This is a genomic window from Pseudomonas rhizophila (assembly GCF_003033885.1).
GTDB classification, from domain to species: domain Bacteria; phylum Pseudomonadota; class Gammaproteobacteria; order Pseudomonadales; family Pseudomonadaceae; genus Aquipseudomonas; species Aquipseudomonas rhizophila.
Map to the genome: position 1 here is coordinate 5205178 of NZ_CP024081.1, position 25182 is coordinate 5230359.

Consider the following 25182-nt stretch of genomic DNA (forward strand, 5'->3'; position numbering starts at 1 on the left):
AAAGAGCGGTGGGTTGAGCCTTTCGTCTCAACCGAGGCGCGCATTCTACAGCGCTCTGTGTATCTGTCAAGCGGTTATTTTAAGAAGTTTTCAAAGTTTCCTCTGCAACTTCAACCACTTGCGCTTCCGATCTCTCGTTAGCGGGAGGCGAATTCTACAGCGTTACTCGCTGCTGTCAACACCTCTTTTTGACCGCTTTCGATCGAGAAGATCGAACCGTTAACGGAGCCAGGAAAACCGCCCCACCAACTGCTTCCCAAGCTTCGATGACCTGAAGCCCTGCGCCGCCTAAAATCGTTTAACTCATTGAAACTCAAGGAGTTTTCCGCTTCGACTGCGCCGGAAGTGGGGCGAATTATAGACGTCCAGAATTTGCCGTCAAGCACTAATTTCGGCTTTTATTCCGGCTTCAGCACGATACGCGCAAAAGCCTTCTTGCCAGCCTGACAGACATGGGTAGCGCCCAGCTTATATATATAGGCGCGATCCACCACTTCACCATCGATGCGCACGCCGCCCGAACCAAGAAGATCTCGCGCTGCTGCAGCATTCTTGACCAAGCCTGCTTTATTAAGGACGGCCGCAATCGGCATATCCTCGGCCGCAGTCAATTCGATCTCAGGCAGATCATCCGGCAATTCGCCATCCTTCATGCGGTTGCCCGCCGCACGATGAGCATTGGCCGCAGCTTCCTCACCATGGAAACGAGCAACAATCTCTTCAGCCAGCTTGATCTTGATGTCCCGCGGATTTGCCCCAGCCTCAACATCCGCACGGAATGCGTTGATCTCATCCATGGAACGGAAGCTGAGCAATTCGAAGTAACGCCACATAAGCACGTCAGGAATGGAAACCAGCTTGCCGTACATAACACCCGGCGCTTCCTGGATACCCACATAGTTACCCAACGACTTGGACATCTTCTTCACACCATCCAACCCCTCCAGCAAAGGCATGGTCAGAATGCACTGGGCTTCCTGACCATAACCACGCTGAAGCTCGCGCCCCATCAGCAGGTTGAACTTTTGATCCGTACCGCCGAGCTCGACGTCAGCACGCAATGCCACCGAGTCATAGCCCTGAACAAGCGGATAGAGGAATTCATGAATGGCGATCGGCTGACTGGTTTTATAGCGCTTGTCAAAATCATCGCGCTCGAGCATACGAGCCACGGTGTATTGGGAGGTCAGGCGAATGAAATCCGCCGGCCCCATCTGATCCATCCAGGTGGAGTTGAAAGCGACTTCGGTCTTGGCCGGATCAAGGATCTTGAAGACCTGAGTCTTGTAGGTCTCGGCATTATCAAGAACCTGCTCGCGCGTCAGCGGTGGGCGCGTCGCGCTCTTGCCACTAGGATCACCGATCATCCCAGTGAAGTCACCTATCAGGAAGATGACCTGATGCCCCAGGTCCTGGAACTGACGCAGCTTATTAATAAGCACGGTATGACCCAGGTGCAGATCGGGTGCCGTCGGGTCGAAACCAGCCTTGATACGCAGCGGCTGCCCACGCTTGAGCTTTTCAATCAGCTCGGACTCGACCAACAACTCTTCTGCACCACGCTTGATCAGCGCTAGCTGCTCTTCAACCGACTTCATAACAGACCCGCAAGGCTCAGATTCAAAGGGACCCAACCATACAAGATCGCGCACCAAATACAAGGTTTGCCGGGTGCGCGGACACCAATCCACGGACAGAGTGTCCGCGGGCTTGCTTCGCAGGTGATTTGGTTATATTTTATACAGTTATTTCATCTTCATCATGTCATTCATCTTTTCCAATTCATCTCTTCAAAAGTCAAATTACCTATGACCACAGAACCATCCAAAGCGCCGCCGCTTTACCCCAAGACCCACCTGCTCGCTGCAAGTGGTATTGCCGCCCTTCTTAGCCTGGCGCTCCTGGTGTTTCCCTCCAGCGATGTTGAAGCCAAAAAGACGACCCTAAGTCTCGAACTGGAAAGCCCTGCTGAACAACTGACACAAGATCAAGACGCTGCCGAAGCCGTCCAAGCCACAAACGAGGCCGCAGCCTCCCCCTTCGCGCAGATCGAAAACAACGCTGAAGACACGCCCGCGTCCGCCCAAGCGGAGCCTGCGATCGAAGAAAAGAAAGACCCGGGCCACCATGAGGTCATAGTTGCCAAAGGCGACACGCTCTCCACTCTCTTCGAAAAGGTTGGGCTGCCGTCGACCCTGGTCCACGAGGTCCTGGCCAGCGACAAGAAAGCCAAACAGTTCGCTCGGCTCCAGAGGGGTCAGAAACTCGAGTTCGAACTCAGCCCAGACGGACAACTGACCAGCCTGCATACCAAACTAAGTGACCTGGAAAGCATCACCCTGAGCAAAAACGACAAGGGTTATGCGTTCAACCGCGTCATCACCAAACCAACCGTGCGCTCAGCCTATGCTCACGGCGTCATTAACAGCTCATTGTCGCAATCGGCCGCACGCGCCGGCCTTTCCCATAGCCTGACAATGGACATGGCCAGCGTGTTTGGCTACGACATCGACTTCGCTCAGGATATTCACCAGGGCGACGAGTTCGACGTCATTTACGAACAGAAAATGGTCAACGGAAAAAGCGTCGGCAACGGCCCTATTCTTTCCGCCCGCTTCACCAATCGCGGCAAGACCTACACGGCGGTGCGCTACACCAACAAACAAGGCAACAGCAGCTATTACACTGCCGACGGCAACAGCATGCGCAAGGCATTTATCCGTACGCCGGTTGATTTCGCCCGCATCAGCTCAAGATTCTCCGTAGGCCGCAAACATCCAATCCTGAACAAGATCCGCGCCCATAAAGGCGTCGACTACGCAGCTCCCCGCGGCACCCCAATCAAGGCCGCCGGAGACGGCAAAGTGCTGTTGGCCGGACGCCGGGGTGGCTATGGCAACACCGTGATCATCCAGCACGGCAACACTTACCGTACGCTGTATGGCCATATGCAGGGCTTCGCAAAAGGCGTGAAAACCGGCGGCAGCGTCAAGCAAGGCCAGGTGATTGGCTATATTGGCACTACCGGTCTGTCCACCGGGCCGCATTTGCATTATGAATTCCAGGTCAACGGCGTTCACGTTGATCCGCTGGGCCAGAAGCTCCCCATGGCCGATCCGATTGCCAAGTCCGAGCGCTCACGCTTCCTGGCTCAGAGCCAACCCTTGATGGCTCGCATGGACCAGGAAAAAGCCACCATGCTCGCCTCAAGCAAGCGCTAAACCATGGCGCACTATATCGGCGTGATGTCTGGCACCAGCCTGGATGGACTGGATATCGCGCTGATCGAACTGACTCCGGCGATCAAGTTGATCGCCACGCACTACATCCCCATGCCCGCCTCCCTGCGCACCGAAATGCTCGAGTTATGCAGCAGCGGGCCCGATGAGATCGCTCGCTCAGCCATTGCCCAACAAAACTGGGTAAGGCTGGCTGCGCAGGGCGTCCACACGCTGCTCGACGCACAGAAGCTCAAACCTGAAGGTATCCGGGCAATCGGTAGCCATGGTCAGACCATACGACACGAGCCGGCCCGTGGCTTTACCGTGCAGATCGGCAACCCCGCATTGTTGAGCGAATTGACCGGCATTGCCGTCGTCAGCGATTTTCGCAGTCGCGATGTCGCTGCTGGCGGGCAAGGCGCCCCGCTGGTTCCTGCGTTTCACGAAGCACTGTTTGAAGAACGGGCCGGCAATCGCGCCGTACTGAATATCGGCGGCTTCAGCAATCTCAGCCTGATAGAACCCGAAAAGCCCGTAGCCGGTTTCGATTGCGGCCCTGGCAACGTATTGCTGGACGCCTGGATACATCAGCAACGGGGCGAGCACTTTGATCGCGATGGTCTGTGGGCTGCCAGCGGAAAAGTCGAACCGGCTCTGCTAAAGGCTCTGCTTGGCGACCCTTTCTTTGTCACTCAAGGCCCTAAAAGCACAGGGCGCGAAGTGTTCAACCTGTCCTGGCTGACCCAGCACCTGTCGCACCTACCGGTCTTCGCCCCTGAAGACGTGCAGGCAACGCTACTCGAACTGACGGCCCTGACCATCGTCCACTCACTGCAGAATGCCCAGACCAACACTCAAGAGCTGCTGGTTTGCGGCGGCGGCGCGCACAACCGCACACTCATGAAGCGGCTGGCCGACTTACTGCCAAACACCCAAGTCAGCAGCACAGCCACTTACGGTGTAGACCCGGATTGGGTCGAAGCCATGGCCTTTGCCTGGCTGGCCCATTGCTGCCTTGAAGGCATTTCAGCGAATCGCCCAAGTGTCACCGGCGCACGGGGTTTGCGCATACTCGGCGCAATCTATCCCGCCTGAATCCATTTTTCGCCGCACAGCAAAACGCCGCAGAGCCGTAAGGCGCTGCGGCGTTCTTATTTAAAGCCTCAGATCGAAAACGAAGAACCGCATCCACAGGTTGTGGTGGCGTTAGGGTTCTTGATGACGAAGCGCGACCCTTCCAGCCCTTCCTGATAATCCACCTCAGCACCCGCCAGGTACTGGAAGCTCATCGGATCGACCACGAGGCTGACACCTTCGCGTTCGACGATGGTGTCGTCATCAGCCACTTCCTCATCGAAAGTGAAGCCGTATTGAAAACCCGAACAACCGCCGCCCGTCACAAAAACGCGCAGCTTTAAACGATCATTCCCCTCCTCATCGACCAGACTCTTCACCTTGTGCGCGGCACCGTGGGTGAATTGCAAAGCCGTGGGGGTGAAGGTTTCGACGCTCATGCTGAATATCTCCCGGCGCTTACGCCGCCATAATGCGTGATGACGCGCATTATCCGCTTCTCCTAGAAAATCGGTCAACTATTTGAGAGGCAGGCGCAAACTACACGTTATGAGCTGCAAGCCTGGCGCTTCAAGCTTGCAGCCTCAGATTGGAGTTAAGGCAACATCCCAGCGTGGGACAGACCCAGACGCTCATCCAGCCCGAACAGGATGTTCAAGTTCTGCACAGCCTGGCCGGACGCGCCTTTGACCAGATTATCGATGACCGACAACACCACTACCAGATCGCCATCCTGTGGGCGATGCACCGCGATCCGGCAAACGTTAGCGCCGCGTACGCTACGAGTTTCAGGGTGGCTGCCAGCCGGCATCACATCGACGAACGGTTCGTTGGCGTAACGCTTCTCGAACAACGCTTGCAGGTCTACGGAACGGTCGACGACGGTTGCGTACAGCGTGGAGTGAATGCCCCGAATCATCGGCGTCAGGTGCGGCACAAAAGTCAGGCCGACATCCTTGCCTGCCGCGCGACGCAGCCCCTGGCGGATTTCCGGCAGATGACGGTGGCCTTTGACGGCATACGCCTTCATGCTTTCCGACGTCTCGGAGTACAACGAGCCGACACTGGCACCACGGCCGGCACCGCTGACACCCGACTTGCAGTCGGCGATCAGACGCGACGCATCAGCAAGCCCCGCCTCGAGCAGCGGCAGGAAACCCAGTTGCGTTGCCGTTGGATAGCAGCCCGGGACAGCGATCAACCGTGCCTGCCTGATTTTCTCGCGATTGACTTCCGGCAGGCCGTAGACCGCCTCGTCCAGCAGATCTGGCGCACCGTGTGGCTGACCGTACCATTTGGCCCACTCTTCAGCGTCCTGCAGACGGAAATCTGCCGACAGGTCGATGACCTTGGTCCCGGCGGCCAGCAGCTCGCCTGCCAGGGCATGGGCAACACCGTGAGGCGTGGCGAAGAACACCACATCACAGGCCCCGAGGGTCTTGATGTCCGGAACGCTGAACGCCAGGCCGTCGTAATGGCCCCGCAGGTTCGGATACATGTCGGCGACGGCCAGTCCAGCCTCGGATCGGGAGGTAATGACCACCACCTCAGCCTGCGGATGCTGTGCCAACAGACGCAGCAGTTCGACACCGGTGTAACCCGTGCCGCCGACGATACCGACCTTGACCATATACCTGCCCTCAACGAACCCACTGGAAAGCTGTCGATGATAGGGGCCGCGCGGCCCGGCGACAACCGCCAAGGTGACGTGTGGCCGCTCTAGCCTCTACTATCGGGCTACCGTGAATCTGGGAATACAAAAAAATGCTCTATCTATGGCTCAAAGCACTTCATATCATCAGCATGGTCTGCTGGTTCGCCGGCCTGTTCTACCTGCCTCGCCTGTTCGTCTATCACGCCCAAAGCGAAGACAGCGTCAGCAAAGAACGCTTCATCGTCATGGAGCGCAAGCTGTATCGCGGCATCATGGGGCCGGCGATGATCGCCACCCTCGTATTCGGCATCTGGCTGCTGAGTCTCAACGCTAGTGCCTACTTCACTCAAGGCGGCTGGATGCACGCCAAGCTGACCCTGGTGGTATTGCTGATCGGCTATCACCATATGTGCGGCGCGCAATTGAAGCGCTTCGCCCGTGGCGAAAACACCCGCAGCCATGTCTTTTATCGCTGGTTCAATGAAGTGCCGGTTCTGATATTGCTGGCTATCGTAATTCTGGTCGTGGTTCGGCCGTTCTAACTTTCAATCAGCACCACCTTATCCGGGGTACTTCCGATGTCGCTGCCCGCTCTGCTTGAACAACGTTTGCGCCTGCCCGTCGTGGCAGCGCCGATGTTTCTGATTTCCAATCCACAGCTGGTACTGGCCTGCTGCCGCAACGGAATCGTCGGCAGCTTTCCGGCGCTGAACCAGCGCGAAAGCAGTGGTTTCAAGGCTTGGCTGGAAGAAATCGAAGCGGGCCTGGCAACAATGGAAAACCCGGCACCCTATGCCGTGAACCTGATCGTCCATCATAGCAACCCACGGCTTCAGGCCGACCTGGCCATCTGCATCGAACATCAGGTGCCGATTGTCATCACCAGCCTGGGCGCCGTGAAAGAACTGGTGGATGCGGTTCACAGTTATGGTGGGCTGGTGTTCCACGATGTCACCACGCGCCGTCATGCTGAGAAAGCTGCCCAAGCCGGTGTCGACGGCTTGATAGCGGTCGCCGCCGGCGCAGGTGGCCACGCCGGGACCTGGAGCCCTTTCTCACTGGTCGCCGAAATCCGCCAGTTCTTCGACAAAACCCTGCTGCTTGCGGGATGTCTGAACCACGGCCATCAGATTCTGGCCGCCCAACTGCTTGGCGCGGATTTGGCCTACTTCGGCACACGCTTCATCGGCACGACCGAAAGCCATGCGCCTGACGCTTATAAAGAGATGTTGCTCACATCCAGAGCCGCAGACATCGTGCATACTCCTGCGGTGTCTGGAGTGCCGGCCAGCTTCATGCGCCAGAGCCTGGAAAACGCCGGTTTCGACCTGGCCGCCCTGCAGGGCAAGGGCGAAGTGGATTTCGGTTCCAAACTCAAGCCGCTGAACGACGAAGCCAAGGCCTGGAAAACCGTATGGTCCGCAGGCCAGGGCGTGGGTGAAATCCATGATCTGCCCAGTGTCGATCAGCTAGTGGCACGCCTGGATGAAGAGTACCGGCAAGCGCTGGCCCGCGCGACACAACTCGGCGGCCAATGGCCCCGCTGAAATCAACCGGATCAAAACCATTGCTTAACCTTATGAGACAAGGATGCCTGGCATGAGCGAAACCCGTTTCAATATCGTATTCGATGGAGCCCTGCTGCCGGGTGTCGAAACCACCACAGCCAAGCTCAACCTGGCTGAACTGTTCAAAAGCGATGTCAGTGCCATTGAGCGGTTGTTCAGCGGGCGCAAGGTGGCGCTTAAAAGCAACCTGTCCCAGGCCGAAGCGCAGAAGTACCTGGAGGCTCTCAACAAGAGCGGGATCGATGCACGAATCGAAGCCGAACCTTCCCTCGAACTGAACCTGGACGAGGTACAGCATTCGCCGCCGTCGAACGGACGCCACCCGGACTCCATCATCGACCCGGTATCGCCCTACGCGCCACCCCGAGCCGAGGTGGGTGAGGCAATGGCCGAGTACAGCACGCTCAAGCCCTTCAGCTTCGATGGGCGCATCGGACGGCTGCGCTTCCTGGGCTGGACCATGGCCTTGACGCTGGTCATGCTGTTTGTGGTGGGCACAGCCTTTTCATTGGGCGTGACCTGGTTCCTCGCCTCCAGCTCCACAGCGGCAATGATCGTCGGCGGCCTGCTGGGACTGATCATCGCACTGGGCTTTGCTTATGTAAGCATCCAGTTCAGCGTCCAGCGCCTGCACGACCTGGGTTGGTCCGGGTGGTTGTGGCTGCTCAACCTGGTGCCGTTCGTGGGCAGTGTCTTCCCCTTCGTACTCATGGCCTTGCCCGGCAACACCGGCGCCAATCGCTATGGCCCCCCGCCGCCGCCCAACAGCACTGCGGTCAAGGTACTTTCGTCGCTGTGGATTGTCATGATCGTGGTGGCTTTCCTTGCCGCAATGGCCGGGGCATTCAGCGGCATCACAGAGGAATACGACAGCAGTTCCTTGAGCAGCTATGAGAGCAGCGAGCTCATTGATGAAGACACTGCAGAACCAGCCGTCGAAGCAGCCGAGCCTGCTGCGCCTTCTGTAGACTATGAAGAGGAACAATAAGCGCGCTTCGTGCCGGTGACAGCTCAGTACACTGGTGACGGGCCGTTGCGATGGAGAACTGCATGACCCGTTACGCTCTGATCACTGGCGCCTCCAGTGGCATTGGCCTGGCAATGGCCGAAGCACTCGCCCGCCGCGGTCGCGACCTGATATTGGTGGCTCGACAGCGTGATCGGCTGGAAAGTATTGCAATCGAACTGACTCAGCGTTTTGGCGTGGAGGTGTTGTTCCGGGCCTGTGACCTGGGAGAACCGCTGAGGCTTTCAGGCTTTCTGCTCGAGCTGGAAGAAGGCGAGCGACAGATCGACCTGCTGGTCAATTGTGCCGGTATCGGCACCAGCGGGCCGTTCCTGGGCCAGGACTGGATGACCGAGCAGGACCTGATCGAAGTCAACATCCTCGCCTTGACGCGGCTCTGTCACTCGGTAGGCAACAGCATGGCGCTGCAGGGCGGTGGCCAGATCCTGAACGTTGCATCGATCGCCGCGTTCCAGCCTGGCCCCTGGATGAGCACCTATCACGCCAGCAAGGCTTACGTGCTGCATTTCTCCGAAGCCCTGCGGGTCGAGCTGAAAAAAAGCGCAATAAAGGTATCTGTGCTTTGCCCTGGCCCGACACGAACCGGCTTTTTCGCCCGGGCGCAGCTCAATGAACAGAAATTCAACGACAGTCAAACCCTGATGAGCCCGGAGGAAGTCGCGCTGTATGCCGTGCGCGCACTGGAAAAAAACCGGGCGATCATCATTCCTGGGCGCCGCAATCGCTGGCTGGCGGCGTTGCCGCGACTGGGCCCGCGATGGCTGGTTCGCACGATTGCCGGCATGACCAACAAGGCCTGCTGCCCCCGCTGAATGCCTTTTCCCGTGAAAAACCGGGCTCGCCAATCGCGCCTTAAGTACACTCAAGCTCGACTAACCCAATGGAGAAACAGCTGTGGATACTCTGTTTACCAAGATCATCAACCGGGAGATTCCGGCCAAGATCATTTACGAAGATGATCAAGTTCTGGCGTTCCACGACATCGCCCCTCAAGCACCTGTGCATTTCCTGGTCATCCCAAAGAAACCGATCCGCACGCTCAATGATCTGACCGAAGAAGACAAAGGCTTGGCCGGGCATATCCTGTTCACTGCCCAGCGCCTGGCGCTTGAACTGGGCTGCGAAGAAGGTTTTCGTGTGGTGATGAACTGCAATGAACTTGGGGGACAGACCGTCTATCACATTCATATGCATGTGCTTGGGCAGCGCCAGATGAACTGGCCGCCGGGTTGATACCCTGACCCAACGCAAATCCTGAGCGGCCGATTGAGTTAAACTGGCCGCCGAGATTTTTCCCGGAGGTAAGCATGACTACCCAACGTCACTACTCACCGATTGACCGTCTACTGCTGCAAGCTGATACCGCGATGCGTACGCTGCTGCCCTTCAGTGGTCAGCCCTACCGTCCATCGCCGGCTATCGTGCAGCCAGACGTGCAAATGAGTGACGAGCAAACCCGCCATGTCGCTGGGCTGATGCGCATCAACCACACCGGTGAAGTCTGCGCCCAGGCGCTGTATCAGGGCCAGGCGCTGACGGCGAAGCTGCCCCAGGTACGTGAGGCGATGGAGCATGCCGCCGAGGAAGAAATCGACCATCTGGTCTGGTGCGAACAACGCATTCACCAACTGGGCAGCCATACCAGCGTCCTGAACCCGTTGTTTTATGGGATGTCATTTGGAATCGGCGCAGTGGCCGGGCTGATCAGCGACAAAGTCAGCCTCGGCTTTGTGGCGGCCACTGAACATCAGGTGTGCAAACACCTGAATGAGCACTTGGAGCAGTTGCCGGCCGAGGACGAAAAGTCCCGGGCGATTCTCAAGCAGATGCGCGAGGATGAAGAGCAGCACGCCGAAAGTGCGCTCGAGGCCGGAGGGTTTCGTTTTCCAGCGCCGGTGAAGTTCGGCATGAGCCTGCTGGCCAAGGTCATGACCAAGAGCACCTATCGAATCTGATCGTGCAAGGGTGGCGAAGGGGTTATACCCACGCCACAGCGTTGCAGGCCTGAGCGTTCATCCACGTTCTACAGAAACTAAAAAAGGCGACTCCCATGGGGAGCCGCCTTTTTTGTAGCTGAAACCTTCAGCGTGGCATGTTGCGCGCGTAGAAAATTTCCAGCATTTCGTGTTTCACACGGTCTTCCACCTGATCCCGCTGTTCAGCAGAGAGGTTGCTGGTAGCGTCCCCGAACAAGTAGTTATCAAGCTCGAAGTTCTTGAGCAGCATTTTGGTGTGGAACAGGTTTTCCTGATACACGTTCACGTCGGTCATCTGATACGCGTCGCGAGTGTCTTCGGAGAGATAGTTCTGAATCGAGTTGATCTCGTGATCAATAAAGTGCTTGTGGCCTTCAACGTCGCGGGTAAAGCCACGCACGCGATAATCCACCGTCACGATGTCCGAGTCGAACTGGTGAATCAGGAAATTGAGTGCCTTGAGCGGTGAAATGACGCCACAGGTCGACACGTCAATGTCCACACGGAACGTCGCAATGCCATCCACCGGGTGGATTTCCGGGTAGGTATGTACCGTAATGTGGCTCTTGTCGAGGTGGGCCAGGATGATTTCCGGCAATGGGCCCGGGGACTCTTCGATCTGGCTGTCGGTCGGTGTCACCGGTTCTTCCGAGATCAGAATGGTCACGCTGGCGCCTTGGGGTTCATAGTCCTGACTGGCGATGTTCAGGATGTTGGCACCAATGATATCGACAACTTCCGTGAGGATCTGCGTGAGGCGCTTGGCGTTGTACTCTTTATTGATGTACTCGACGTAGGCCTGCTGGTCCTGCGGGGTTTCCGCATAGCAGATGTCATAGATGTTGAAGCTCAAGGTCTTTGTCAGGTTATTGAACCCATGGAGCTTGAGTTTGCTTTTCACCGTTTGAAAACTCTCTATGTATTGCGGCCTGGCCGCGTGATCAAGCATGCCCGTCAGATGCGAACGACGCACCTGCGTAGGACGGTTAACACCTCTTCGCGATGGCGATTTTGGTTGCCTGTCCAGACAAGGGACCGGCCGGAGGACCGATCACTGCCCTGAAAAAAGTGGCGCATTATGCAGAGGTCGGCTTCTGATCGCCAGAGCTTGCACTGCTTTTATGATGGTTGGATGTCGATTCAACCCAATTCGATGATTTCATAATCGTGGGTGATTTCAACACCGGCGGCGCCGAGCATGATGGAAGCCGAGCAATATTTCTCGGCTGACAGCTCAATGGCGCGCTTGACCTGGGCTTCCTTCAAGGCACGCCCCTTCACCACGAAATGCATGTGAATCTTGGTGAACACTTTCGGGTCTTCGGTGGCGCGCTCCGCTTCCAGGAAGGCTTCGCAACTTTCGACGGCCTGGCGCGATTTTTTAAGGATGCTGACCACATCGAAATTACTGCAACCACCCACGCCCAGCAGGAGCATTTCCATCGGCCTTACACCCAGGTTCCGACCTCCGGCTTCTGGCGGGCCATCCATGACGACCACATGACCGCTACCTGACTCACCGAGGAACATGGCTTCGCCAGCCCATTGGATGCGTGCCTTCATCGCCAAGACTCCACTGTCTGAAAAAAGGGTCGCCAGCTTAGCACAGCCCCCCGCCACGGCGGCTTCTGCCTTAGGACGCATGACAAATACGTGTAGGTAAATTCTCAAATCAATTAAGGACGCCTCTGTTAAGCTGGCGCCAATTAGCTGGCGTATGGCCAGCTATAGCGATTGCCATTCGCGCCCCACAAAAAATCCAAATCAATACACCGCGCAGTCTTTCGGGATACAACCATGGTTGCCATTACTCCCACACCCAAGATCAAGAATCTCGACAAACTCTTGATGCATTGTCAGCGTCGCCGCTATCCGGCCAAGCACAACATCATCTGCGCGGGCGATCGCTCCGACACCCTGTCGTTCATCATCAAAGGGTCGGTCACGATCCTGATCGAGGATGATGACGGTCGCGAAATGATCATCGCCTATCTCAACGCCGGGGATTTCTTCGGCGAACTTGGATTGTTTGAACAGGCAGGCAAAGAACAGGAACGTAGCGCCTGGGTACGGGCCAAGGTCGAATGCGAGGTCGCGGAGATCAGCTATAGCAAGTTCCGGGAACTGTCGGTGCAGGATCCCGACATTCTTTACGTCCTCAGCGGACAAATCGCACAGCGCCTGCGCAACACTACCCGCAAGGTGGGCGATCTCGCCTTCTTCGACGTGACCGGTCGCGTCGCCCGCTGCTTGCTGGAACTGTGCAAGCAACCCGATGCCATGACCCACCCGGACGGCATGCAGATCAAGGTGACGCGCCAGGAAATCGGCCGGATTGTGGGTTGCTCGCGGGAGATGGTCGGTCGTGTGCTCAAGGATCTGGAAGAGCGCAACCTGGTCAGCGTCAAAGGCAAGACCATGGTGGTCTTTGGGACGCGCTAGGCGAGCAGCCTGGTCAGCAGTTCCCGGTACAGCGCCTCAAGCCGCTGCAACGCGTGAGGCGCCGGAAATTTTTCATGCAAGGCAATATGACTCTCGGCGCGCACTCGCTGCGCCAAGCCACAGGCTTCATTGAAACGATTGACCGCGGCAACCATCGATTCGCGTTCGTTCTCCAGCAACAGGGCTCCATGCACCAGACCCACCGGGCGTTGGCCGCCCTTGCTCTGACGCCAGCGCTGAGCAGTGCCGACCATTTTCCGGCCGTCGAGATTGACGTTGAATCGACCGTCGCAGAACGCACCCTCGACTTCACCCAACGAAGCCACCCCACCCAGCTCATCCAATAACTGGCAGATCGGATCACACAACCGGCGATAACCGGTTTCGATGCGGCCATGGTCGCCTTCACTACGCGGCGGAGCGTAAACCAGGGCGATATTGACGGTGGCGGCAGACTGCGGCACCGGCTCACCGCCGGTTTCGCGCAGCAGCACTGGCCAGTCGTGGGCCGCCGAGATTTGGCAGGCGTGTTCGAACCCCGGGAAACGACTCAAACGACGAGGCATGACCAGCGCGCGATCATTGGGCTGCCAGAACAACAAGCCGAACTCAGCGTCGCCTGCACAGATGCTGGCCAGCAAATCCTGTTCGGCTTGCAGACCGGCTTCGACGGTCAGGGAAATCACCGGCGACATTGAATCAATCCAGCGTCGAACCGCTTATCGGAACGCCGCGTTCAGGGAAGAACAGACGTTGCAACTCGGTACCCGGATTTTCCGCGCGCATGAACGCTTCGCCCACCAGGAACGAATACACATCGCTGACTTCCATCAGTTCGACATCGGCCCGGTTCAGGATCCCGCTTTCGGTGATCACCAAGCGATCACGCGGAATACGCGGCAACAAATCCAGAGTCGTTTCCAGGCTGACTTCGAAATTATGCAGGTTGCGGTTGTTCACGCCGACCAGCGGAGTATCGAGGGTCTTCAAGGCCCGCTCCAGCTCCTCGCCATCGTGGACCTCTACCAGGACATCCAGGCCCACGCCTTTGGCGACCGCCGCCAGCTCGGCCATTTTCACATCGTCCAGGGCGGACACAATCAACAGCACGCAATCTGCGCCCAGGGCTCGGGCTTCAACGATCTGGTAAGGATCGATCATGAAATCCTTGCGAATCACCGGCAGCTTGCACGCCTCCCGCGCCTGTTTGAGGTATTCATCGGCACCCTGGAAAAAATCAATATCGGTCAGCACCGAAAGGCAAGTCGCACCGCCCTTCTCATAGCTCTTGGCGATGTCGGCGGGGACGAAGTGTTCACGAATCACGCCTTTGCTGGGGGAAGCCTTTTTAATTTCGGCAATCACCGCTGGCTGCTTTCTCTTGGCCTGATCGATCAGCGCCTTGGCAAAGCCACGCGGCGCATCCGCTGCCCGCGCCAAGGTTTCCAGCTCTGCCAGACTGACCCGAGCACTGCGTTCGGCAACCTCTTGAGCCTTGCGAGCCAGAATGTTTTCCAGAACCGTTGGCACACTCATCCTTCGTTCTCCACTTTGAATACGGCGGTAAATGCACCCAACTCTTCGAGTTTTTCCCTGGCAAGGCCGGTGTGCAACGCATCATGGGCCAGTTCCACGCCCTGCTTGAGGCTGCTGGCGTGATCCGCCGCATACAACGCGGCGCCCGCATTGAGCACGATCATCTCGGCGGCCTTCTGGCCATTTTCAGTCTTGCGGCGCCCCAAGGCATCGCGAATCAGCTCCAGCGACTGGGCCGGCCCATCCACCGCCAGCCCATGCAGGCTCTGGCTCTTCATGCCCAGGTCTTCAGGTTCGACCCAATACTCGCTGATCTGATCATTTTTTAATTCAGCCACGTACGTGGGTGCAGCCAGGCTGAATTCGTCCAGGCCATCCTTCGAATGGACCACCAGCACGTGCTTGCTGCCCAGACGTTGCAAGACCTCGGCCAGGGGCCGGCACAATGCCTGGCTGAACACACCGACCACTTGATGCTTCACGCCGGCCGGATTCGTAAGCGGGCCGAGCATATTGAACATCGTCCGCAGGCCCAGATCACGACGCGGCGCGGCGGCGTACTTCATGGCGCGGTGGTGGGTCTGGGCGAACATGAAACCGATGCCCACGTTATCGATGCAACGCGCCACCTGTACTGGCGTCAGGTTCAGGTAGATCCCGGCCGCCTCCAGCAGGTCGGCGCTGCCACTCTTGCCGGAGACCGCACGATTGCCATGCTTGGCAACGGTACAACCGGCCGCGGCGACGACGAAGGCCGAGGCAGTGGAAACGTTGAAGATATTGGCGCCGTCACCGCCGGTGCCCACCACATCCACCACGCCATCCAGGGTCTTGAGCTCGACCTTGTCCGCCAGCTCGCGCATGACCGAAACCGCGCCGACGATCTCATCGATGCTCTCGCTCTTCATGCGCATGGCCATCATGAATGCGCCGATCTGCGCATCCGAGCATTGGCCGGTCATGATTTCGCGCATCACATCGCGCATTTCGTCGGTGCTCAGGTCGAGATGGCCGACGATACGGCTCAGGGCTGTCTTGATATCCATGAAAAGTCCTTAGCGCGTGCCGCCGGTTTGTTTGAGGAAGTTGGCGAACAGCTCGTGACCCTGTTCGGTGAGAATAGACTCGGGGTGAAATTGCACGCCTTCGATATTCAACGTTTTGTGACGAAGCCCCATGATTTCATCCACAGAGCCGTCCTCGAGCTGAGTCCAGGCGGTCAGTTCCAGACAATCTGGCAGGGTTTGGCGCTTGACGATCAGGGAGTGGTAGCGGGTGACGGTCAGCGGAAGATTCAGACCTTCGAACACGCCCTTGTTCTCGTGAAATACCGGGCTAGTCTTACCGTGCATGACTTGCCGGGCGCGCACCACGTCGCCGCCAAAGGCCTGGCCGATCGACTGGTGCCCCAGGCAGACACCCAGGATCGGCAGCTTGCCGGCGAAATACTTGATGGCTTCGATGGAAATGCCCGCTTCGGTCGGCGTGCAAGGACCGGGAGAGACCACGATGCGCTCGGGCTTGAGGGCTTCGATTTCGGCGATGGTCAGTTCGTCGTTGCGCACGACCTTGACCTCGGAGCCCAGCTCGCCCAGGTACTGCACAACGTTGTAGGTAAAAGAGTCGTAGTTATCGATCATCAGCAACATGGCGTAAGCAACCTATTGAATTCACTGACTTGAAATACAGCCTTCGGAGAGTGACCCGCGCGGTGTTGCGCTTGGCGAGGCGTGTGATGGGCCAGCGAAGCGACTTTCAAGCGGGTAAAGAAGGCAAATCGGTACAGGTCCGGCCAGGCCGGCAGAGAACGTTCAGGCGCGCCAACGCCAACGGGCGTGTGCCTTGATCAATTGATCCAGAAGTTTGCTGACAATCGACACAGGGGAAGTCTCGTTCATACGTTCCGGCACAGTAGCTTAGCTGGACGGTGCACGCAATATGACGACCCCCGAAGGGCTTTGAAACAATCGCGACGAACCTGATGGATGGCAAAACGCCGGAAGTTTTTGGTACTGTCGTTTCGTTTTCTAACAACAATAAGATAAAAACGGACTTTCTCATGCTAAGAAAAACGTTATTCGTACCAATGGCCGGCTGTCTGCTGGCAATGGCCTGCGCCCAGGCGAGCGCCGCGCCCAATCCCTACTCCAGCTTCATCGTGTTTGGCGACAGCCTCAACGATGCCGGCCAGTTTGCCGACCCGAACGGTCCGTCCGAGGCCACGCAACGCTTTACCAACCGCACCGGCCCGCTCTATCTCGACGGAAGCGGCGAATCCTATTCCCTCAATTCCACCCAACTGCTGGGCGGACGGTTGGGCTTTTCCGATGATGAAACCGCGGCATCCACCTCGGCGGTTCGTGCCAGCGAAGGCCAGGCCGATGGCAACAACTGGGCCGTGGGCGGGTATCGTACCGACCAGATCCTCGAGTCGATTACCGGCGTTTCCGACACTGGCGAACGCAGCCGTGACGGATACCTGCTGTCCAACGGCCTGCGTGCCGACCCGAACGCGCTGTACTACCTTTCCGGGGGCGGTAACGACTTCCTCCAGGGTCTGGTACTGACCCCCGCCCAGGCGAACGCCGCCGCGGACCGCCTGGCCGACAGTGTCCAGGTGCTGCAAACCGCCGGAGCCCGTTATGTGATGGTCTGGCTGCTGCCCGACCTGGGCCTGACCCCTGCGCTCAATGGCACGCCTTTACAAGACGCCGTTTCGCAGCTCAGCAACCAGTTCAACCAGCAACTGGTCACGCGGCTGCAAGGCATTGATGCCGAAATCATTCCACTGAACGTTCCGCTACTGCTGCAGGAAAGTTTCGCCGATCCAGCACGATTCGGCCTCGCCACCGGCGAGAACCTCACCGCCACCTGCTTCAGCGGCAACGGCTGCACGGAAAACCCCACCTATGGCATCAACAGCGCGACGCCAGACCCCACCAAGCTGATCTATAACGACTCGGTCCACCCCACCGAGACCGGACAGCAACTGATCGCCGATTACGCCTTTTCCCTGCTCGCGGCGCCATGGGAGCTGACATTGCTGCCGGAAATGGCCCACTCGACCCTGCGCGCCCACCAGGATGAATTACGCAGCCAGTGGCAATCGGACTGGGAGAACTGGCAAGCCGTCGGCCAATGGCGGGCGATCGTCGCAGGCGGCGGCCAGCACCTGGACATCGACAGCCAAAGCAGTGGCGCCAGCGCCGACGGCAGCGGCTACAGCCTGAACGTCGGTGGCAGCTATCGTCTCAACGAGGCTTGGCGCGTGGGTGTAGCCGCCGGTTTCTACCGCCAGGACATGGAGGCAGGCAGCGCCGATTCGGACTACAAACTCAACAGCTACCTGGCCACCGCTTTCGCCCAGTTCCAGCAGAACCGCTGGTGGGCCGATGCCGCGTTGACCGGCGGCAAGCTCGACTACGACAACCTGGAGCGCAAGTTCGACCTGGGCGTCAACCAGGCGCAAGAGAAAGGTGACACCGACGGTCACCTGTGGGCATTCAGCACGCGCCTGGGCTACGACATTGCCCAGCCGGGCAGTCAGTGGCACCTGTCACCGTTTATCAGCGCCGATTATGCGAAGGTGGAAGTCGACGGGTATTCAGAAAAGAGCAGCCGCTCCACCGCCCTGACTTTCGATGACCAGACCCGCGACTCGAAACGCTTGGGCATTGGCTTGCAAGGCAAATACAACTTCACCCGTCAGACCCAGGTGTATGGCGAATATGCCCACGAACGCGAGTACGAAGACGACACCCAAAAAGTGAACATCGCCCTCAACAGTCTGCCGGCCAATGATTTCACGCTTGAAGGCTATACGCCGCAGAGTCATTTGAATCGCCTGAGCCTGGGGGTCAGCCACAAGTTGACCAACGATCTGGCCCTGCGGGGCGGTTATACGCTGCGCAAGGACGATGACTTTACCCAGCAGGGCGTGAATGTCGGGGTCAGCCTGGATTTCTGATCGAGATAACCCTGTGTGGGAGCGAGCCTGCTCGCGATGAGGCCGGCATGTTCGACACATGCATCGCCTCGCGAGCAGGCTCGCTCCCACAGTTGATCAGCTTCCATTCAGTCGCTTGGGGTCTGCTCGGCCAGCGCCACGGCACGGAACATTGCCCGGCGCTTGTTCAGGGTTTCTTCCCACTCCAGCACCGGCACCGAGTCGGCCACGATCCCGCCGCCGGCCTGCACGTGCAGCTCACCGTCCTTGATGACGGCGGTGCGGATGGCAATGGCAGTGTCCATGTTGCCGTTCCAGGCAAAATAGCCCACGGCCCCGCCGTACACCCCACGCTTGACCGGCTCCAGTTCGTCGATGATTTCCATGGCGCGGATTTTCGGGGCGCCAGACAACGTTCCTGCCGGCAGGATGGCCCGCAGGGCGTCCATCGCCGTCAGCCCGGCCTTCAACTGGCCCGTGACGTTGGAGACGATGTGCATCACGTTGGAATAACGCTCGATGACCATCTTTTCGGTAAGCTTCACCGAACCGACTTCCGAGACGCGCCCGGTGTCATTGCGGCCCAGGTCGATCAGCATCAGGTGCTCGGCGATTTCCTTGTCATCCGACAGCAGGTCCTCTTCCAGCGCCCGGTCGGCCTCCTCCGTGGCCCCACGAGGGCGGGTGCCAGCGATAGGCCGCACAGTGATCAGGTTGTCTTCGACCCGCACCAGCACTTCGGGTGAACTGCCTACAACGTGGAAGTCACCGAAGTTGAAGAAGTACATGTAAGGCGTCGGATTGAAACAGCGCAGTGCCCGGTACAGGTCGATGGGCGCGGCCTTGAAGTCGATGGACATCCGTTGCGACGGCACCACTTGCATGCAGTCGCCGGCCAGGATGTATTCCTTGATGGTATCGACGGCCCTTTCGTAATCGTTCTGAGTGAAACTGGAACGGAACACCGGGTCGGCCGCCGACTGTTTGCTGAAATCCAGGCCAGGACGCGGCGTGATCGGCTGCCGGAGTTTTTCCAGCAGCGCCTGAAGACTTTTCTGACCTTGCTCGTAGGCGTCTTCCCGGGACGGATCAGCCAGGACAATCGCGTGCATCTTGCCGGCGAGGTTATCGAAGACGACCACTGCGTCAGAGACCATCAGCAAAATGTCCGGCACGCCCAGCGGGTCCGGGTTCGGGCAGGTGCCCAGACGCTTTTCCACATAGCGTACGCAGTCGTAGCCGAAATAACCCACCAGGCCCCCGTTGAACCGCGGCAGGCCGGGGATGGTAGGCACGTTGTAGCGAGCCTTGAAGGTTTCGACGAAGGCCAGCGGATCTTCGACCTCCAGGCTTTCGATCTCGACGCCGTCATGGGTCACGCTGACACGATGGTCATGGACCCGCAGCACCGTGCGGCACGGCAGGCCGATGATGGAATAACGGCCCCATTTCTCACCGCCCTGCACCGATTCGAGCAGGTATGAGTTGGGCTCATCGGCCAGCTTGAGGTAGATCGACAGCGGCGTGTCGAAGTCGGCCAGGGTTTCGCAGGCAAGCGGGATACGGTTATAGCCGGCAGCGGCTAGACGCAGGAATTCTTCGCGGATCATGGTGTGCCTCGTGGCAGGAGGAGCTGACAGTCAGGTATGCAAACGCGCCGGATAACCGGCCAGGATCAGGTCAGGCGCGCCAACGCCAGCGGGCCAGGGCCTTCATGACTTTCATCCAGAGTTTGCGAGTGACCACCACGATGGCGTTTCCAGAAGAGGATTGAACAGCGTCGGGCAACGTTATCTCAGCGGCCGGGTCCAGGCAACCGGGAATTAACAGGCGCAAATCGTCGATCACCAGCGCGGGAAACTCTTCGGCGATCGGCCGGCCATGGTTGTAGCCGTAGCTCAGTGCCACACATTTGACCCCGGCGGCTTTCGCCGCCAACACATCGCTGCGCGAGTCGCCGACGAACAGCGATTGAGAGGCCGGGATGTTGGCCATTTTCATCACGAAAAACAGCGCGGCCGGGTCAGGTTTTTTCTGTGGCAGGGTATCGCCACCGATGATCCAGCGAAAATAACGACCGATTTTCATCTGATCCAGCAGCGGCGCGACAAAGCGCTCCGGCTTGTTGGTGATCAGGGCCATTTCCACGCCTTGCTTGTGCAGCCACTTGAGGGTGGAACGCACACCGGGGTAGACGACCGTCAGTTCGTGATTGCCTTCATAGGCTTCGTTGAACAACTCCAACGCCCGCTCGGCCTCGGCGTCATCGACGCCCTGGGCATCGATATGGTTGGCCAAGGCCCGCCGCACCAGCATGGGCGCGCCGTTGCCGACCCAGTGGCGCACGGCGTCAATTCCGGCGGCCGGACGACCGAGCTTGAGCAGCATGTTGTCCACGGCCGCCGCCAGGTCCGGCACCGAGTCGACCAGCGTGCCGTCGAGGTCGAACATCACCAGACGCGGCAGGCTGCCGGGGAACAGCTGCTCAAAGCCGCTCATAGACGGGCCAGGGCCAGTTCGGCACGCATCTTTTCAATGACCTCTTTGTAGTCCGGCGCATTGAAAATGGCCGAGCCTGCGACAAAGGTGTCGGCACCGGCCTCTGCGATTTCGCGGATGTTATTGACGTTCACGCCACCGTCGATCTCCAGGCGGATATCACGGCCCGATGCCTTGATCAGCGCGCGGGCTTCGCGCAGCTTGTCGAGGGTACCAGGAATGAACTTCTGCCCGCCGAAGCCGGGGTTGACGCTCATCAGCAGGATCATGTCGACCTTGTCCATCACGTACTTGAGCACGTCCAGGGGCGTGGCCGGGTTGAACACCAGGCCGGCCTTGCATCCGCCTTCGCGAATCAACTGCAGGGAGCGGTCGATGTGCTGGGTGGCTTCGGGGTGGAAGGTGATGTAGGTGGCACCGGCCTCGATGAAGTCGCCGACGATGCGATCCACCGGACTGACCATCAGGTGCGCGTCGATCGGCGCCGTGACGCCGTACTTGCGCAGCGCTGCGCAGACCATCGGGCCGATGGTCAGGTTGGGTACGTAATGGTTGTCCATGACATCGAAGTGCACGATGTCGGCGCCGGCGGCCAGAACGTTGTCCACTTCTTCGCCCAGGCGGGCGAAGTCGGCGGAGAGAATCGACGGAGCAATAGCGAAGGGCTGCATGACGCACCTGTTTTGAGCGAAATCACGATGGCGCGCATTGTATACCTCAAGATTTGGCGCGCCCACCGTGGCAGACGATCAATACGCCGCGCGGTAGATCTTCTCGATATCGCTGGCGCTCAGTTTGCGTGGGTTATTGCGCATCAGTCGCTCGATCCCGGCTGCTTCCACCGCCATGGACGGTATCACTTCGTCCGTCACCCCAAGGCTGCTCAGGCCCTGGGGGATTTCCACGGCAGCACACAGCGCAACCATGGCCTCCACGGCTTCGTCAGCGGCTTCAAGGTCACTCAGGTGCGCGGTCTTTATGCCCATGGCTTCGGCAATGTCGCGCATGCGCTCGACGCAAGCCATCTTGTTCCACGCCATGACATACGGCAGCAACAAGGCGTTTGCCACACCATGGGACACGTGAAAGCGCCCCCCCAGCGGATACGCCAGCGCATGTACCGCCCCGACCCCGGCATTGCCGAACGCCATGCCGGCCATCAGGCTTGCAGTGGCCATGTCTTCGCGAGCTTGCAAATGAGCGGGGTTGGCGTAGGCCTTGGGCAAGGCGCGGGTGATCAGTTTTATTGCGCCGATAGCCAAGGCATCGGTGATCGGCGAGGCATTGAGCGACAGGTAGGACTCGATGGCATGCACCAGTGCATCGACGCCACTGGCGGCGGTCACGCTCCGGGGACAGGTGAGGGTCATCTGCGGGCTGACCAGCGCCACGTCCGGCAGCAGATAATCGCTGACGATACCTTTCTTGAGTTGCGCGGCCTTGTCGGAGAGGATGGCCACGTTGGTGACTTCAGAGCCGGTCCCGGCCGTGGTGGGGATGGCGATCATGGGCGCGCCTTTGCGCGGGACCTGATCGACCCCGAACATATCCTGCAGCTCGCCGTGGTAACCGGCGTAGACCCCCACGCATTTGGCAATGTCGATGGCACTGCCGCCGCCCAGGCCGATCAAGCCATCATGGCCGCCGTCACGGTAGGCCTGCATGCAGTCTTCAACGATGGCGATTTCCGGGTCCGGCATGACCCGGTCGAAAATTTCGTAGTCGCGCCCGCCCAGATGCTGCAGCGCCAGCTCCACGGTGCCGGACTTGACCAGCGCAGCGTCGGTGACGATCAGCGGGTTATCGACATCCAGCCGCGTCAGCTCGGCCGCCAGTTGCTCGATGGCAGCCGCACCGGTGATCAGTTTGTGGGCGATCTTGAATGAGGAAAGACTCATGTGCGCGGCCTCTTATTCGCGTATGGGCTGGCACAAGGATAGCTCGGTATTTAAGGTTGTCTTCCATTCAGCCCATGAATACACCGCAAATCCCCTGTGGGAGCGAGCCTGCTCGCGATGGCGGTAGAACATTCGACATTTTTATCGACTGACACTCCCGCTATCGCGAGCAGGCTCGCTCCCACAGGGTACAACACTGACCGTCAGACCTGCGCAGTACGCAGCTTCTCGCTACGCCCACGCAACCACTCCAGAGTCAGCAACAGGATCACCGAAAAGGCGATCAGCAGCGTCGCGGCGGCGGCGATGGTGGGGCTGAGGTTCTCGCGGATACCGCTGAACATCTGCCTTGGCAGAGTTGCCTGCTCGGGACCGGCCAGGAACAGCGTCACCACCACTTCATCGAACGAGGTCGCGAAGGCGAACAGTGCGCCGGAGATCACGCCCGGGGCGATCAAAGGCAAGGTCACTCGACGAAACGCCGTCAACGGCGAAGCTCCAAGGCTGGCGGCGGCCCGAACCAGGTTGTAGTTAAAGCCCTGCAGAGTCGCCGATACCGTGATGATGACGAACGGCACGCCCAGCACGGCATGGACCACGATCAGCGAGAAGAAACTGTTGCCCATTCCCAGCGGCGCGAAGAACAGGTAACTGGCCACCCCGATGATCACCACCGGCACCACCATCGGCGAGATCACCAGGGCCATCACCAGCGCCTTGCCTGGGAAATCACCACGGGTCAGGCCAATCGCCGCCAGGGTACCGAAGACCATCGCCAGTACCGTCGCCGCCGGGGCGACGATGACGCTGTTCCTCAGCGCCCGCATCCACTCCGCCGAAGCGAAGAAATCGTGGTACCACTGCAACGAAAAGCCTTGCAACGGGTACACCAGGAAGCTGCCGGAGTTGAACGACAATGGAATGATCACCAGCACCGGCAGGATCAGGAACAACAGGATCAGCCCGCAGAATATGCGCAAGCTGTAGAACCACACCCGCTCGACGGGGGACATGTAAGGACTCAGCATTTCAATCTCCCCTCAGCTCAGGCGCAGGCGGCTGGCGCCCACCAGCCAGTTGTAAATCAGATAAAGCACGACGGTTGCCAGCAACAACAACCCGCCGAGCGCCGTGGCCATACCCCAGTTGATGCTGGTGTTGGTGTAGAACGCGACAAAATAGCTGACCATCTGATCGCTCGGGCTGCCCAGCAGCGCCGGAGTGATGTAGTAGCCGATGGCGAGGATGAACACCAACAGGCAACCGGCGCCGACACCGGCATAGGTCTGCGGGAAATACACGCGCCAGAAGCTGGCGAACGGATGGCAGCCCAGGGAAATCGCCGCACGCATGTAAGTCGGAGAGATGCCTTTCATCACGCTGTAAATCGGCAGGATCATGAACGGCAGCAGGATATGGACCATGGAGATGTAGACACCGGCGCGGTTGAACACCAACTCCAGAGGCTTATCGATAATGCCCATGGCCATCAGGCCACTGTTGATCAGCCCGCCCGATTGCAGCAGCACGATCCACGCCGCCACCCGCACCAGGATCGACGTCCAGAACGGCAACAGCACCAAAATCATCAGCAGGTTGCTTTGGCGCGACGGCAGGTTCGCCAGCAGGTAGGCCAACGGATAGGCCAGCACCAGGCAGATCGCGGTAATCACCAGGCCCATCCAGAACGTACGGGCAAAAATATCCAGGTAGATCGCCTGGTCGGGGGTGGCCGGGGCCAGTTCGCCAAGATCATCGATGCGATGATCGACGGCCGCCAGCAGGTAATACGGGGTGACATCACTGGTGTTGCGGCGGATCACCTGCCAATACGCCGGATCCCCCCAGCGTTCGTCGAGGCTCTCCATCGCTTCTTTATAGGAAACCGGCTCGGTGGCGAACGGCAGCGCACGGGCGGTCTTGGTCAGCAGACTGCGATAGCCGGCCAGTTCCATGTTCAGGCGCTTGGACAAATCGCCCAAGGTCTGATTCTTGCGCGCTTCGGCCAGGTCTTCGCTGGCGGCTTTGTATACCGGCTCGCCTGGCAACCCACGTCCGTCCCAGGCAGCGACCGCGGCGACAGTGCGCGGCATGCCGTTGACCACTTCCGGGTTGCTGACGCTTTTGAACAGCAGCGCCACGATTGGCACCAGGAACACCAGCAACAGAAACAACACCAGCGGCGCGATCAAGGCCTGGGCCTTCCAGCGGTTGACCCGCTCGGCGCGCTTGAGCCGTTGCTTCAGGGTGGGGCTGGTGCCCGCGTTCAGTGGAACGGCGATGGCCATGGCGAACTCCGCAAATCTTTTTGATCGTTACAGAAGCGGCGTGCCGCTTCTGT

General features: G+C 59.0%; 25 protein-coding genes. 10 read left to right on the top strand and 15 right to left on the bottom strand.

Annotation, left to right across the window (positions count from 1 at the left end; genetic code table 11):
• Window positions 1–398: 398 nt before the first annotated feature.
• Entirely contained in the window at window positions 399–1598 is a 1200-nt protein-coding gene (tyrS, locus tag CRX69_RS24185; protein ID WP_076383442.1) for a tyrosine--tRNA ligase, read from the bottom strand.
• Between the two features lie 210 nt (window positions 1599–1808).
• Here tyrS and CRX69_RS24195 point away from each other — a divergent pair, with 210 nt between their 5' ends.
• Together CRX69_RS24195 and CRX69_RS24200 are read left to right on the top strand one after the other, a co-directional pair.
• The gene (locus CRX69_RS24195) at window positions 1809–3221 is read left to right on the top strand and encodes a peptidoglycan DD-metalloendopeptidase family protein (protein ID WP_047228040.1); all 1413 of its coding nucleotides are present in this window, start codon (window positions 1809–1811) and stop codon (window positions 3219–3221) included.
• Between the two features lie 3 nt (window positions 3222–3224).
• Window positions 3225–4316, top strand: coding sequence for an anhydro-N-acetylmuramic acid kinase (locus CRX69_RS24200; RefSeq protein ID WP_047228041.1), 1092 nt, complete (start codon window positions 3225–3227; stop codon window positions 4314–4316).
• Between the two features lie 68 nt (window positions 4317–4384).
• On the opposite strand, the gene erpA is transcribed toward CRX69_RS24200, so the two are convergent.
• Both erpA and argC read right to left on the bottom strand, forming a co-directional pair.
• Entirely contained in the window at window positions 4385–4735 is a 351-nt protein-coding gene (erpA, locus tag CRX69_RS24205; protein WP_003206114.1) for an iron-sulfur cluster insertion protein ErpA, read from the bottom strand.
• A gap of 155 nt (window positions 4736–4890) precedes the next feature.
• Complete coding sequence (argC, locus tag CRX69_RS24210; RefSeq protein ID WP_047228042.1) at window positions 4891–5925, bottom strand: N-acetyl-gamma-glutamyl-phosphate reductase; 1035 nt, start codon at window positions 5923–5925, stop codon at window positions 4891–4893.
• A gap of 134 nt (window positions 5926–6059) precedes the next feature.
• Between argC and hemJ the strand changes: the two genes are divergently transcribed.
• The 6 genes from hemJ to coq7 all read left to right on the top strand — a co-directional run bounded on the left by hemJ (window position 6060) and on the right by coq7 (window position 10499).
• On the top strand, window positions 6060–6491 hold the full coding sequence (gene hemJ / locus CRX69_RS24215) for a protoporphyrinogen oxidase HemJ (protein WP_047228043.1): 432 nt from the start codon (window positions 6060–6062) through the stop codon (window positions 6489–6491).
• A gap of 36 nt (window positions 6492–6527) precedes the next feature.
• A complete protein-coding gene (locus tag CRX69_RS24220; protein ID WP_107322991.1) occupies window positions 6528–7496 on the top strand; it encodes an NAD(P)H-dependent flavin oxidoreductase in 969 nt (322 codons plus the stop codon).
• A 52-nt stretch (window positions 7497–7548) separates the two neighbouring features.
• Entirely contained in the window at window positions 7549–8505 is a 957-nt protein-coding gene (locus CRX69_RS24225; protein WP_047228045.1) for a DUF805 domain-containing protein, read from the top strand.
• Between the two features lie 62 nt (window positions 8506–8567).
• A complete protein-coding gene (locus CRX69_RS24230) occupies window positions 8568–9356 on the top strand; it encodes an SDR family NAD(P)-dependent oxidoreductase (protein ID WP_047228046.1) in 789 nt (262 codons plus the stop codon).
• Between the two features lie 82 nt (window positions 9357–9438).
• Window positions 9439–9777 carry a histidine triad nucleotide-binding protein gene (locus tag CRX69_RS24235; RefSeq protein WP_003316306.1) on the top strand — a complete coding sequence of 113 codons (339 nt, stop codon included), beginning with the start codon at window positions 9439–9441 and terminating at the stop codon, window positions 9775–9777.
• Window positions 9778–9851: 74 nt separating this feature from the next.
• Window positions 9852–10499 carry a 2-polyprenyl-3-methyl-6-methoxy-1,4-benzoquinone monooxygenase gene (coq7, locus tag CRX69_RS24240; protein WP_047228047.1) on the top strand — a complete coding sequence of 216 codons (648 nt, stop codon included), beginning with the start codon at window positions 9852–9854 and terminating at the stop codon, window positions 10497–10499.
• 127 nt (window positions 10500–10626) lie between these two features.
• Here coq7 and speD read toward each other — a convergent pair whose 3' ends face one another.
• Window positions 10627–11421 (bottom strand): adenosylmethionine decarboxylase, encoded by a 795-nt coding sequence (speD, locus tag CRX69_RS24245; RefSeq protein WP_047228048.1) that lies wholly within the window; start codon window positions 11419–11421, stop codon window positions 10627–10629.
• Between the two features lie 239 nt (window positions 11422–11660).
• The gene (locus tag CRX69_RS24250) at window positions 11661–12083 is read right to left on the bottom strand and encodes an OsmC family protein (RefSeq protein ID WP_003206127.1); all 423 of its coding nucleotides are present in this window, start codon (window positions 12081–12083) and stop codon (window positions 11661–11663) included.
• Window positions 12084–12317: 234 nt separating this feature from the next.
• Between CRX69_RS24250 and crp the strand changes: the two genes are divergently transcribed.
• Window positions 12318–12962 (top strand): cAMP-activated global transcriptional regulator CRP, encoded by a 645-nt coding sequence (gene crp / locus CRX69_RS24255; protein ID WP_047228049.1) that lies wholly within the window; start codon window positions 12318–12320, stop codon window positions 12960–12962.
• Here crp and CRX69_RS24260 read toward each other — a convergent pair.
• Genes CRX69_RS24260 through CRX69_RS24275 form a run of 4 tightly spaced genes read right to left on the bottom strand, consistent with a single transcriptional unit; the run spans window position 12959 to window position 16147 of the window.
• A complete protein-coding gene (locus tag CRX69_RS24260) occupies window positions 12959–13657 on the bottom strand; it encodes a lipoate--protein ligase family protein (RefSeq protein ID WP_107322992.1) in 699 nt (232 codons plus the stop codon). The two genes, crp and CRX69_RS24260, sit on opposite strands and share 4 nt — an antisense overlap.
• Window positions 13658–13661: 4 nt before the next feature.
• On the bottom strand, window positions 13662–14498 hold the full coding sequence (gene trpC, locus CRX69_RS24265; RefSeq protein ID WP_107322993.1) for an indole-3-glycerol phosphate synthase TrpC: 837 nt from the start codon (window positions 14496–14498) through the stop codon (window positions 13662–13664).
• On the bottom strand, window positions 14495–15544 hold the full coding sequence (gene trpD / locus CRX69_RS24270) for an anthranilate phosphoribosyltransferase (RefSeq protein WP_047228052.1): 1050 nt from the start codon (window positions 15542–15544) through the stop codon (window positions 14495–14497). The genes trpC and trpD overlap by 4 nt, the downstream gene beginning before the upstream one ends.
• 9 nt (window positions 15545–15553) lie before the next feature.
• On the bottom strand, window positions 15554–16147 hold the full coding sequence (locus CRX69_RS24275; RefSeq protein WP_047228053.1) for an aminodeoxychorismate/anthranilate synthase component II: 594 nt from the start codon (window positions 16145–16147) through the stop codon (window positions 15554–15556).
• A 410-nt stretch (window positions 16148–16557) separates the two neighbouring features.
• Between CRX69_RS24275 and estP the strand changes: the two genes are divergently transcribed.
• Window positions 16558–18465: an esterase EstP gene (gene estP / locus CRX69_RS24280; protein WP_107322994.1), complete on the top strand. Its 1908-nt coding sequence runs from the start codon at window positions 16558–16560 to the stop codon at window positions 18463–18465.
• Window positions 18466–18572: 107 nt separating this feature from the next.
• Here estP and trpE read toward each other — a convergent pair whose 3' ends face one another.
• The 6 genes from trpE to CRX69_RS24310 all read right to left on the bottom strand — a co-directional run bounded on the left by trpE (window position 18573) and on the right by CRX69_RS24310 (window position 25129).
• Window positions 18573–20054, bottom strand: a complete 1482-nt coding sequence (gene trpE, locus CRX69_RS24285; protein WP_047228055.1) for an anthranilate synthase component I — start codon at window positions 20052–20054, stop codon at window positions 18573–18575.
• A 70-nt stretch (window positions 20055–20124) separates the two neighbouring features.
• The gene (locus CRX69_RS24290; protein ID WP_047228056.1) at window positions 20125–20943 is read right to left on the bottom strand and encodes a phosphoglycolate phosphatase; all 819 of its coding nucleotides are present in this window, start codon (window positions 20941–20943) and stop codon (window positions 20125–20127) included.
• Window positions 20940–21614 carry a ribulose-phosphate 3-epimerase gene (rpe, locus tag CRX69_RS24295; RefSeq protein ID WP_047228057.1) on the bottom strand — a complete coding sequence of 225 codons (675 nt, stop codon included), beginning with the start codon at window positions 21612–21614 and terminating at the stop codon, window positions 20940–20942. Before rpe ends, CRX69_RS24290 begins: the two co-directional genes overlap by 4 nt.
• Before the next feature lie 78 nt (window positions 21615–21692).
• Window positions 21693–22841 carry an iron-containing alcohol dehydrogenase gene (locus CRX69_RS24300; protein WP_047228058.1) on the bottom strand — a complete coding sequence of 383 codons (1149 nt, stop codon included), beginning with the start codon at window positions 22839–22841 and terminating at the stop codon, window positions 21693–21695.
• 203 nt (window positions 22842–23044) lie between these two features.
• Complete coding sequence (locus tag CRX69_RS24305) at window positions 23045–23869, bottom strand: ABC transporter permease (protein ID WP_047228059.1); 825 nt, start codon at window positions 23867–23869, stop codon at window positions 23045–23047.
• 12 nt (window positions 23870–23881) lie between these two features.
• A complete protein-coding gene (locus tag CRX69_RS24310) occupies window positions 23882–25129 on the bottom strand; it encodes an ABC transporter permease (protein ID WP_047228060.1) in 1248 nt (415 codons plus the stop codon).
• Between the last annotated feature and the right edge of the window lie 53 nt (window positions 25130–25182).